At 70.0% G+C, this 12,234-nt stretch carries 6 protein-coding genes and 1 pseudogene; 4 read left to right on the top strand and 3 right to left on the bottom strand.

The genetic code is table 11. The features are described 5' to 3' along the window. Positions 1 to 1,124: response regulator (locus tag IO39_RS49975; RefSeq protein ID WP_043641318.1), on the top strand; the 1,124-nt coding region annotated here is incomplete at its 5' end. A gap of 48 nt (positions 1,125 to 1,172) precedes the next feature. Continuing rightward, positions 1,173 to 3,575, top strand: a complete 2,403-nt coding sequence (locus IO39_RS49970; RefSeq protein WP_043641316.1) for a SpoIIE family protein phosphatase — start codon at positions 1,173 to 1,175, stop codon at positions 3,573 to 3,575. 97 nt (positions 3,576 to 3,672) lie between these two features. Here the strand turns inward: IO39_RS49970 and IO39_RS49965 are convergent, their stop codons facing one another. Both IO39_RS49965 and IO39_RS49960 read right to left on the bottom strand, forming a co-directional pair. Next, positions 3,673 to 4,470 (bottom strand): hypothetical protein, encoded by a 798-nt coding sequence (locus tag IO39_RS49965; protein ID WP_043641314.1) that lies wholly within the window; start codon positions 4,468 to 4,470, stop codon positions 3,673 to 3,675. A 564-nt stretch (positions 4,471 to 5,034) separates the two neighbouring features. After that, positions 5,035 to 6,600 (bottom strand): right-handed parallel beta-helix repeat-containing protein, encoded by a 1,566-nt coding sequence (locus tag IO39_RS49960; protein WP_043641312.1) that lies wholly within the window; start codon positions 6,598 to 6,600, stop codon positions 5,035 to 5,037. 501 nt (positions 6,601 to 7,101) lie between these two features. Between IO39_RS49960 and IO39_RS49955 the strand changes: the two genes are divergently transcribed. Beyond that, positions 7,102 to 7,971: a helix-turn-helix domain-containing protein gene (locus tag IO39_RS49955; RefSeq protein WP_043641309.1), complete on the top strand. Its 870-nt coding sequence runs from the start codon at positions 7,102 to 7,104 to the stop codon at positions 7,969 to 7,971. A 778-nt stretch (positions 7,972 to 8,749) separates the two neighbouring features. Here IO39_RS49955 and IO39_RS57330 read toward each other — a convergent pair. Further along, positions 8,750 to 8,995, bottom strand: coding sequence for a hypothetical protein (locus tag IO39_RS57330; RefSeq protein WP_157549963.1), 246 nt, complete (start codon positions 8,993 to 8,995; stop codon positions 8,750 to 8,752). Positions 8,996 to 9,685: 690 nt separating this feature from the next. Here IO39_RS57330 and IO39_RS49950 point away from each other — a divergent pair. Continuing rightward, positions 9,686 to 12,234, top strand: a pseudogene (locus IO39_RS49950) (carbohydrate-binding protein); the annotation flags it as partial.

Raw genomic sequence — 12,234 nt, 5'->3', positions numbered from 1 at the left:
TCTTCGGGGCGTTCCAGCAGGCCGACGGCACCACCAGCCGCAAGTACGGCGGCACCGGCCTCGGCCTGTCGATCAGCCGCGAGATCGCCTACCTGCTCGGCGGCGCCATCACCGCGCACAGCACGCCGGGCGAGGGCAGCACGTTCACGCTCTACCTGCCGATCGCCCGCCCCGACTTCCAGGACCCGGCCGCCAAGGACACCAGGGCCGCGGCCGACGGAGACGCCGCCGGACAGGACGAGGCGGCGCCCGGGGAGCCGCGCTCGGCCGGCACGTCCGCCCCGCCCCAGCAGCGCCGCCTCCTGGTGATCGAGCAGCGGGCCCGCGGCCTGCTGTCGCTCGTCGCCGAGAGCGTGGTGCAGGAGCTGTCACGCACCCGCGCCGGCGAGATCGAGCTCGTCGCCGCCGCCGGCGCCCAGGAGGCCGCCGCCACCCTGGCGGCCGAGCCGTGCCACTGCATCGTGCTCGACCTGGAGATGCCGCAGCAGGCGGCCTACCAGCTCCTGGAGGCCATGGACGGCGACCCGGCGCTGGCCGGGGTGCCCGTGCTGGCCTACACCAACTGGCAGGCCGGCGCGCAGCGTGAGGCGCGCCTGGACAACCAGCCGCTGGAGCTGCTGTCCAGCCTCGACGAGCTGCGCGAGCGCATCGCCCTGCACCTGACGGCCGAGCAGGTCGGTGACGTGCTGCCGCTGACGCGCTCGGAGGTGGCCGTCCCGGCCCCCGTCGAGAGCGAGGTGAACGGTGTGCTCGGCGGACGCACGGTCCTGGTCGTGGACGACGACACCCGCAACCTGTTCGCGCTGACCAGCATGCTGGAGGTGCACGGCATCCGCGTCCTGCACGCCGAGAACGGCAGGGAGAGCATCGACACCCTCGTCGCGCACCCCGAGATCGACCTCGTGCTGATGGACGTCATGATGCCGGAGATGGACGGCTACGCCGCCACGGCCGCGATCCGCGCCATGCCCCAGTACACCGCCCTGCCCATCATCGCCGTGACGGCCAAGGCGATGCCGGGCGACCAGGAGAAGAGCCTGGCGGCGGGGGCCAGCGACTACGTCACCAAGCCGGTGGACGCCGATCACCTGATCGAGCGCATCCGGCACTGGCTGGCGGCGTAGCCCGCGAACCCGGCCCCGTACCGCCCCGTCACCAGGCAAGGAGAGCACGTGCACGACCTCCAGCACCCGGCTGCGCCGGAGCCCGGCCCGGCCGGCTCCCCGCAGCCGCCGGACGCGGGCGAGGCCGCGAACGTCGGCCGCCTGGCGGCCACCATCGAACGGCTGCGCGAGGCGGTGCGGGAGGCCCAGCACGCCGCCGAGGGCCGGGCGCTGATCGAGGTGGCCAAGGGCATCCTGATCGAACGGCTCGGCTGCGGCCTCACCGAGGCCGCCCGCCAGATCGCGACGCTGGCCGAGCAGGCCGGCGTCTCGCCCATCGAGATGTCGGCCGACATCATCAACCACGCCGCCAGGGACCGCATCAGCGAGACGGCCCGCGAGTTCCTGAAGGCCGCCCGCTCGGGCGAGGCGCCGGCCGGCCGCGACCGCCCCGCTCCGGAAGCGGGCGTGGCGGTGCGCATGCGCAGCGCCGAGAACGGCATGCTCCAGGCCGGCGACGCGCAGGCCGTGGCCGAGTCGCTGCTGCAGCACGCGCTGACCCCGCTCGGCGCCACCGCCGTCGCCGTCTGGGCGGCCGGCCACGACGCCTCGCTCGAGCTGGCCGGCTACGCCGGCTTCAACGAGGCCGAGGCCGCCCGCTGGCGCTACGTGCCGCCCGGCGTGGCCACCCCCGCCCGGCAGGCGCTCACCGAGCGCAGGACCATCTGGTTGCGCGCACTGTCGGACGTCGGCCTGCCCTCGATCGGCTGGCACGCCACCCCGCGCGGGGGCCGCGCCTCGGTGCCCGCCGGGAACGGCGGCCGCGTGCTCGGCGTGCTGGAGATCAGCTGGCCGGAGCCGCTGGAGACACCGTCGCCCCAGATCGTCAAGCAGATCGAGGCGCTGGCCGAGCTGTGCGCGCACACGCTGGAGCGCCCCGCCGGCGCGCCCGCCCCGGCCCCGCCGTCGGAGCTGACCGACCTGGCCGACGTGCTGCCCGACGCCGCCATGGTGCTGCAGCCCTGCCTGGGCCCCGACGGCCGGCTCACCGACTTCCGCATCCGCCACACCAACCGGCGTTTCGCCGACCCGGCCGGGCGGCCGGCCGCGATGGTGACCGGGGCGCTGCTGCTGGAGGCGTACCCGCTGGCCGCCCAGGACGACGGCCTGTTCTCCAAGATCGAGCGGGTGCACGCCACCGGCGAGCCGTTCCAGTCCGACCGGGTGACGCTGACCGCGCTGGTCGACCAGGTGCCGCTGGCCAGCGTCGCGCACGTGAGCATCACCCGCCACGGCGACGACGTGCTGATCATCTGGCGGCTGCAGGACGAGGCCACCCGCCTGGCCAGCCTGCTCCAGCACGCCCAGCGCCTGGGCCGCATCGGCGGCTTCGAGGAGAACGTCCTCACCGGCGAGATCACCTGGAACAGCCAGCTCTACTCCCTGTACGGGATGGGCCCCGCCGAGCCGCCCATCCCGCTGGAGTCGCTGGCCGAGCACGCCCACCCCGACGACGCGGTGGCCATCGGGCGCTTCCTGCGCACGGTGCTGCACCACCGCCAGCCCGCCTCCGCCGCCTTCCGGCTGCAGCGGCGCGACGGCATCGCCCGCCACATCAGGGTGGTGGCCGAGCCGGAGCTGAGCGACGACGGGCAACTGCTGGCCATCCGGGGCGCGTACCAGGACATCTCCTCCCAGCACTGGACGGAGATGGCGCTGGCCGCCACCCGCGACCAGCTCGCCCACACCGAGCAGCAGGCGGCCGAGCGCAACCGGCTGGCGCTGCAGCTCCAGCGCGCCATCATGCCGGCCAGCCAGCAGCCGGTGGAGGCGTTCGGCCTCGACGTCGCCGTGCGCTACCGGCCGGCGGAGAAGGAGCACCTGGTCGGCGGCGACTGGTACGACGCCGTCGTCCTGCCGTCCAAGAAGATCCTGCTGGCCGTGGGCGACGTGGCCGGGCACGGCATCGAGGCGGCCACCGGCATGGTCGTGCTGCGCAACGCGCTGCGCGGCCTGGCCGCCACCGGCGCGGGCCCCGGCCAGCTGCTGGCCTGGCTCAACATGGTCGCCCACCACCTGACCGAGAACGTGACGGCCACCGCGATCTGCGGCCTGTACGACCCGGAGACGCACATGCTGAGCTGGGCCAGGGCCGGGCACCTGCCGCCCATCCTGATCAGGAACGGCCAGGCCACCGAACTGGACATGATCAGCGGCGTGCTGCTCGGCGCGCTGTCGGACATGACGTACGAGGAGAGCCGGATCCAGCTCGCTCCCGAGGACGTGCTGCTCATGTACACCGACGGCCTGATCGAACGCCGCGACCTGCCCCTGCACCAGGCGCAGCAGCAGCTCCTGCGCACCGCCACGCACCCGAGCACCGGCCTCGGCCAGCGGCTGGACCACCTGCTGACCCACAGCAGGTCCGACACCGACGACGACACCTGCCTCGTGGGCATCCAGCTCCACTGACGCCGGACCGGAAGCCGCACGGTCGGCGAGGCGCCCCGGGTTCCTCCAGCCCGATCCGGGGCACCCCGGCTTCAGGTCCGCGGTCGGGGCTCGCCGATCAGCGCTTGAGTTCGTGGGCGGAGATGGTCCGGGCGGCGCGCGGGGGCTTGATGGTGAGCTTCATCCCCCAGTCCGAGTACCGGACATCGTCCACGAAGCCGTACCAGTGCCGACCGTCTGTGGTGCTCCCCGGCTCCTCTCCTGCCGGCTCTCGCCACTTGGACCAGGCACGGCGTACGAGGCCGTCCTTGCCGATCCACAGCCGCCAATCGATCTCCCAGTCGGCGTGTTCCTCCTTCACGGAGCCGTCACGCAGCTCCGGTCTCACATTCCACAGCTGGCGGAAGGAGATCGATCCTTCGTGCAGGGTCGTGGGTGATCCGTCGTAGGAGCCGGAGGTCCTGGCGCTCGTCGTGGTCGCCAGCACGGCCGCGAGCACGGCCGGCTCGTCCAGGCGCAGGTATCCCGTCCCCAGGTACAAAACGCAGGGAAAGCGGGTGGTGACCCACTTCCTACCTTCCGGCCACTTCTTTTTCGGGATGTACTCCCAAAGGCGTTTGCCGATGCAGATATGGCGGGCGCCTGCTCCTTCCGCCTGGTGGTACCAGAGGTCGGTCGCCACCACTTTGCCATCACCGAATCCGACGGTCCCCACCGTGGGCTTGGCACGCTCCCAGCTTGGGAACCAGCTTGAGGCGGACGTGATGTGCCGGGTGATCCGCACCCCGTGTCCTTTGACCAGTTGTCGCTGGATCGCCGCGACCGGGTCGCCGGCCTCGGCCGCGCCGGCGGCGGGGGAGCCGTAGAGCGCCAGCCCGGTCACGGTGAGCGTCGCCACCGTCGTCCATCGCCTCATGTGATGCTTCTCCTCGCGATCGTCCCGGTGCTTCCATCGGCACGGGCCGAAGCGGCGATCTTCGCATGCGCTGGTCTCGCCACGATCACAGCGGTCACCACCTCAGTCATGCATGTTGCCGACTCTCGGCTGGTCGTGGCCCTTGTCCGGGGGCGGCCGGGCAGGCGGGGGTGGCGGTGGCGCACGCCGGACGGCAGGCCTCGCTGCGAACGCCCTACGCCGGGCAGTTCGGCCGGGCGTCATAGACCACCCTCGGGGTAGCGGGTGCGCCTTTCGACCCCGTCCAGCCCGAAGGTTGCCCCGGCATGCTGAAACCCAGATCACACTCACCCAGCCTGCCGGGGTTCCCATGCCTCCGGTCGAGACATCCCATTCGTTGCTGGTAAATCGACCGGGCACCGCCCGCCGACGTTGCGGGACGGCAACGTTGCGGGGGAACGGAATGGAGTCTCCCCCGAGAGGCGCGGCAAATGGCCCCCGGCGCCGGCCCATGAAGCTGACGCCGGGGGCTTCTTCGTCGATCAAGCCTGCGACAGGCTGCGGATGGCCGGGCGGCGGAGGCTGTTACGGCCTGGCCGGGGTGCCGCCGAAGGTCACGACCAGCCGGCCGTCCGCGGCGAAGGACCAGCGCAGGGCGCCGGTGTAGGAGGAGCAGCGGGAGCCGTTCGAGCCGGACCAGAACTGGTTGGAGCTGTCGGCGTTGCCGATGATCCTGTCGTTCGAGCCGCTGTCGCAGGAGGTGTTGTTGCGGAACACCGAGGAGCCGCCGTCGAAGTTGAAGTTGCGTTCCTCGTTGCCGACGCTGACATTGTTCGACACCGTCATCGTGCCGAGGTTGCGGTTGTAGGTGTACCCGTGCTTGCCGTTGCCGTAGGCGATGTTGCGCTGGATCACGTGGTTGACGCCGATGTCCTCGCCGCCGAGCTTGTAGCCGTTGCGGTCGCCGTTGCCGGCCTGGCCGCCGTTGCTGAGGGTGCCGTTGTCGTAGGCGAGGGAGTCCTCGATGGTCACCGCGCCGATGGGGCCGGTGTCGGTCTTGGTGAACAGGTCGTAGCCGTCGTCGATGTTGTTGTGGGCGACGGTGTAGCGGAAGACGTTGCCGGGGCCCACGGTGAGCTTCGGGGCGAAGCCGTCGGCGTCCTCGCCGTCGGAGTCGGCGTTGTCGTGCGACACCGCGCTCAGGATGAGGTTGTGGGACGGCCACTGCTCGCGGGGCGCCCCGGCCACCAGCCGCGAGAGCTGGAGCCCCGAGTCGCGGTTGAAGCGCGTCACGGTGCGTTCGATGATGTTGTTGTTACCGGCGAGGAGAATCCCGTTGTCACCGGCACGCTCGACGACGATGCCGTAGATGTGCCAGAACGACCCGCCCACGGCGAGCCCGCGGTTCGCCGGGTCCTCGCTCTGGGCCGAGAAGTTCAGCACCGGCGTCTCACCCGGGTAGGCGGACAGCTTCTTGCGGGCGCCCGAGGTGCCGTTGTTGCCCGCCGCGATGGTGATCGTCTGCGAGAAGTCGTAACGCCCGCCGCGCATGTAGATCGTTCCGCCGGGCGCGACGCGGGTGATCGCGGAGGCGAGCGTCGTGGGGTTCGACTCTGTCCCGGGCGCGGCGTCCGTGCCGTTCGGCGCGACGTACAGGGTGTCGCCCGGCGGCTGCGTCGTGCCGCCCGCTTCCACGTCGATGTAGTCGATGTTCGGCAGGCCGGCGCTGCCGGTGGGGGTGAACCGGATGGTGTTGCCGCCCGCGTTCACCGGCACCGTCAGGGTCTTGGTGACCCAGGCGTTCCACGCGCCCGTGCCTTCGAACGACACCGACTGCACGGTCGTGCCGTTGACGGTCAGGTCGGCGGGACGGCTGCTGGTGGTGCCGCTGGCGAACCGCACCGCCACGGTCGCCGTGCCCGCCGTGGCGGCGTTCACCGTGAACTGGGCGTGGGCGCCCGCGGCGTTGGTGCCGTTGCAGAAGCCGCTGCCGGAGAACCCGGCGTGGTTGGAGTCGATCGTGCCGGTGCAGACGGCCGGGAAGGACTCGGCCTCGTACCGGGTGGGTGCGGCGTGCGCGGCCGAGGGTGACAGTCCGACGAGTACGCCGGCGACCAGGCCGGCGCAGGCGGTGACGGCTTTCAGGCGCATCCTTGGTCTCCAAAGGCTTGGTAAGCGCTTTCCGAGGGCGAGCGCATCTAAGCACGCGGCAGCGAGCGTGAAAAGGCCGAGCCCGCGAACGGGCTCCTCTCCGGTACGGCGGCACAGTGACAGGCGAGGCGTTGGCCGAGGTCACGGGGACCGGAAGGCGCCGTCATCGTGTGGTGCAACCGTGCCGCCGTGCCGGCATGAAAGTTTCATGGCGGCACGGCGAGCATGAGCAGGGACGCGCGCCGCGCTCCCCGCGCCCGGGTCCGGTCTCATCGGCTCCGAGGCAGTTCCACGGTGCGCCCGACGCCCTCTTCGGGCCGACACTCGATCAACCATCCGACTCCTCGTTTCTCGGGGTGCGGGTGTGCGTGGACGATCAGCGGGGACGAGTGGCCGATTGCGCTAGATTGCTCCTGACAAACCCATCGAACCGAGTTGCGCAACAGCAATCCGCCCCTAGAGACTCGCAATCAGGTGCAAGCGAGTCGGGGAGTACGGCCCATGCGCAACATCAATACCGGCGATCAGCAGACAGCACACGCCGCCCTGGCGGCGCTGGGGACACGCCTACGGGACATACGCGAGGAAGCCGGGCTCATGGGGCGGGAGCTGGCAGAGCGGGCGGGCTGGTCGGCATCAAAGGTGACCAGGATCGAGCTTGCGAAGCAACGCCCGTCTCAGGAGGACCTGAAGACCTGGGCGCGAATCTGCCAGGCATCAGATCAGCTTCAAGATCTGCTATCGGCCGCGAAGAACATCGAGAGCATGTATCTGGAGCACAAGCGATCCACCGCGACCGGCATGAAGCGGCTACAGGATTCCTTCGGCGCTCTGTGGAGAGACACGACCCTATTTCGCGTGTACGAACCTCACATCGTTCCCGGCATCTTCCAAACCACCGAATACGCGAAAGCAATCCTCGCCCTTACCGCGAATCGGCTTGGCACCCCGGACGATCTAGTAGCCGCGTTGGACAGTCGCATGAAGCGACAGGAAGTTCTCTACGAGGGCTCGCGGCGGTTCCTGGTGATCGTCGAGGAGCAAGTTCTACGAACCCAGGTTGCCGGGCCTTCGGTGATGCTCGGGCAGCTCGACAGGCTTCTGGCCGTCATGTCGTCGTCGGCATGCAGTCTGGGGGTGATCCCCTCGACGGTTCCGCGCCGCGAGGTGCTGCCAAGTGAGGGGTTCTGGATCTATGACGACTCGCGAGCGATAGTCGAGACTCGATCGGCCATCATCACTGTCACGCAGAAGCGAGAGATCACCATATACGCAGACACCTTTGCCCGGCTTCAGCGGCAGGCCGTCTACGGGGAGTTTGCGCGGGTGCTTATCCGCAATGCGGTCTTGCAGCAATCTGAGCAATTGTGAGCAATCGCATTGCTTCCCCAGGTCAAGCTCCCTACCGTCGATGCATGGCCACATAGGCGCATCGCGTCCATAAGTGTCGGGGAGCGGTCCGGGAGTTATTTCGTGGAACTGTCCCACACCCCGGGCTGGAGCGGGCGAAACGGGCCGATTGAGATCATCCCAGGAAATCGCCCTAACCGTGTTGCCACCTTCGTTTCTCACATGACGGGGGTGGCGGCGTGAGCGCGCGCATGGTCGCTGTTATCCTCCCTCCGATCGTGTGGGTGGTCCGGTCGAAAACACCTGCGAATACGGAATGATGGGCAGCGTCAAAGCGTTCTCGGTCCATAACCAAGGTGCTCGCTGGCGTCTCGACCCCCGTCTGCCCGACCACCAAGGCGTGCCCTACGAATCCCGCGAGTTCCGAAAGCTCCCCGACGCGAAGGCATGGGCGGAAAAGCTCCGCGAAGAATGGATGGCCTCGCTACGCACCCCCTACGCCGGGCAGTTCGGCCGGGCGTCATAGACCAGCCTCGGGATAGCGGGCGCGCCTATCGACCCGTCCAGCCCGAGGGTTGCCACCGGCAGGCTGAAACCCAGATCACACTCACCCAGCCTGCCCGGGGGTTCCCACGCCCCGGTCGAGGCATCCCATTCGTTGCTGGTAAATCGACCGGGCACCGCGCCGGCGTTGCGGGACGGCAACGTTGAGGGGGAGCGGAATGGAGTCTCCCCCGAGAGGCGCGGCAAATGGCCCCCGGCGCCGGCCTGAGAAGAAGCTGACGCCGGGGGCTCTTCGTCAATGAAGAGCTGCGACAGGCTGTCCATCCCCGAAAAGCGTGGAGACGGTTCCGGGCCACAGCGGTCCTCGGCAGAACCGTTGATGCTTGCCGTTTTCGATCATCTGACGCTCGAAGGCCACAGGCGGCGGCCTGTCGTCGGCACTGGGCTGCGGTCGATGGTGCAGAAGCCCGCGATCTTCAATCGAGATTCCCGCGGTACGGAAGCGGTGGCGTCGCACGGACTCGATCTTCTTCCAGCGCACGAGAGCAGATCTTGTGGGGGACACCGAACTCGGACCTCTGGTACTCGATGAACTTCACCACGGTTATCGGTTCAGCGAGTCCAGACTCCTTCAGTTTGTCGCCTCCGTTGCCGCTCCCTCCGATCTGCCCCGTTGGGTGCCGGTCCATCTGCGCCGAGGTGCACAGCGTGTACTCGTTGATGCCCAAGGCCCACGCGATGCGCGACGGGCTTGCCGGTCCAGGTGGGAGGTTCGTGTGCCGAACGTACCGCGCTCCGCGCTCCCGGGAAGACCTTATCCGAGGTTTGTTCGAGGCTTATTCTTGGCTGCGATAAAAGTGGGGAAGTGTGGGTGAAACATCTGGACAACATCCATGTAACAACCTACTCTTGCGGCACGACGAGCCCGCACGGATTGCCGGAAAGCGGCCGGAGGTGCAGCTGGAGAGCGACCTCGCCACCCCGCACCGTTCGCCACACCTTTGTTCACACGTTGTTCTGCGATGGGGAAGATCGAGCCGGCCGGGCGGACGCCGACCACCCTGCCGGCCCGGCCCCGCTCATCGCGCCGGAGGAGACCGGCGGGCGCTGACGGTACCGGCGCCCGCCGGGTACCGGCTCCGCCCGGCCGATGAGCGGGGCGTCCCCGTCGCCGGCGTGATCGGCGCACGCCTGTCTGCCCTCTCGACGACAGGAAGCGGGATCACCGATCATGTTACGAAGACTGGCCGGATGCCTGGCCGTGGTCATGGCGGCCTTCGGCCTCATCGCGCCGTCCCCCGCGCAGGCGGCCGGCTACACCCAGGTGACGCTGGCCAAGGGCGTCGCCGAGACCGGCGAGCCGATGGGCCTCACCGTGCTGCCGAACCGGGGTGTCCTGCACACCTCGCGCGAGGGCACGATCCGCTACACCGACCCGCTCGGCAACACCAAGGTGGCGCTGACCCTCCCCGTGTACACCCACGACGAGGAGGGCCTGCAGAGCATCAAGGCCGACCCGGGCTTCGCCACCAACCGCTGGGTCTACGTCTACTACGCGCCGCCGCTGAGCACCCCCGCGGGTGACGCGCCCGCCACCGGCACCGCCGCCCAGTTCGCGCCCTTCAACGGGGTGAACCGGCTGGCCCGCTACACCGTCAACGCCGACCACACCATCAACGCCGCCTCGGCGGTCACCATCCTGGACGTGCCCAGCAGCCGCGGCATGTGCTGCCACGTGGGCGGCGACATCGACTTCGACGCGGCCGGCAACCTGTACCTGTCGACCGGCGACGACACCAACCCGTTCGACTCCGGCGGCTACACGCCCATCGACGAGCGGGCCGACCGCAACCCCGCCTACGACGCGCAGCGCACCTCCGGCAACAGCAACGACCTGCGCGGCAAGGTGCTGCGGATCAAGCCGGGCGCCACCGGCGGCTACACCATCCCGGCGGGCAACATGTTCGCGCCCGGCACCCCGAACACCCGGCCCGAGATCTACGCCATGGGCTTCCGCAACCCGTTCCGGATGAGCGTGGACCGCGCGACCGGCGTCGTCTACCTCGGCGACTACGGGCCGGACGCCGGCACCGCCAGCCCTGCCCGGGGGCCGGCGGCCTCGGTCTCCTTCGAGCGCATCACCCAGCCCGGCTTCTACGGCTGGCCGTACTGCTCGCAGTTCAACGTGCCCTACGTCGACTACACCTTCCCGTCCGGGCCTTCGGGGTCGGCGTTCGACTGCGCCGGCGGGCCGGTGAACAACTCGCCGCGCAACACCGGCATCACCCAGCTGCCCGCCTCCCGGGCGGCCTGGCTGCCGTACGGCGCCGGGCAGGACCCGCCGGCCCTGTGCTGCGGCAGCCTGTCGCCGATGGGCGGCCCCGTCTACACCTACGACGCCGCGCTCGCCTCGGAGGTGAAGTTCCCGCAGTCCATGAGCGGCAAGGTCTTCCTCGGCGAGTTCGGCCGGCGCTGGATCAAGACGGCCACCGTGACGTCCTCCGGCGGCGTGGGCACGATCGAGTCCTTCCCCGCCTTCACCGGCACCCAGGTCATGGACCTGGAGTTCGGGCCGGACGGCGCCCTCTACGTGCTGGACTACGGCACCGGCTGGTTCGGCGGCGACGCCAACTCGGCCGTCTACCGCATCGAGTACAACGCCGGCACCGGCCAGGCGCCGATCGCCGCCGCCGGCGCCACCCCGAGGTCGGGCAACGCGCCGCTCACCGTGCAGTTCAGCTCGGCGGGCACCAGCGACCCGGACGGCGACGCGATCACCTACGCCTGGGACTTCACCACGAACGGCAGCACCGACTCCACCGCCGCCAACCCGTCGTTCACCTACACCTCCAACGGCCAGTTCACCGCGACGCTGACGGTGACCGACAGCACCGGCCGGAGCTCCACCGCCAGCGTCGTCATCAGCGTCGGCCAGGCCACGGTCACGCTCACCCAGCCGCCCAACGGGCGGGTGTTCGCCTTCGGCGACGCGATCCCGTTCCAGGTCAGCGTCACCGATCCGAACGCGCCGACGATCGACTGCTCCCGGGTGCGGGTGACCTACATCCTCGGCCACGACAGCCACGGCCACCCGATCACCAGCGCGACCGGCTGCTCGGGGACCATCCAGACCACCGAGGACGGCGAGCACGACGCCGCGGCCAACATCTTCGGCGTCCTGGACGCCGAGTACACCCCGGCCGGCTCGACCACGCCCGTGCACGCGCCGCAGACCGTGCTGCAGCCGCGCACCCGGCAGGCCGAGCACTTCGGCGCCCAGCAGGGCGTGGCCGTCCTGCCCAAGCCGTCGGCCCAGGGCGGCAACGTCATCGGCAACGTGGAGAACGGCGACTGGATCTCCTTCACGCCGTACCACCTGGCCGGGGTGACGTCGTTCACCGCGCGCGTCGCGTCGGCCGGCGCCGGCGGCACGCTGACCCTGCGGGCCGGTTCGGCCACCGGGACGGTCATCGGCTCGGCCGCCGTCGCGCCGACCGGCGGCTGGGAGAGCTGGGTGAACGTCACCGGCACGGTGACGCCGCCGTCCGGGACGCACACCCTCTACCTGGTGTTCACCGGCGGCGCGGGAGCGCTGTTCGACGTCGACTCCTTCTCCTTCACCAGCGCGGCCCAGCCCGTGACGAACCTGGCGCTGAACAGGCCGGCGACGGCCTCCAGCGGGGAGTCGGCGGCCTTCCCGGCCTCGGCGGCCGTGGACGCCTCGGCCACCACGCGCTGGTCGAGCGCGTTCTCCGATCCGCAGTGGATCCAGGTGGATCT

The sequence above is a fragment of the Nonomuraea candida genome (assembly GCF_000725485.1).
GTDB classification, from domain to species: Bacteria; Actinomycetota; Actinomycetes; order Streptosporangiales; family Streptosporangiaceae; genus Nonomuraea; species Nonomuraea candida.
This window is presented reverse-complemented; position numbering and strand designations above follow the sequence as displayed.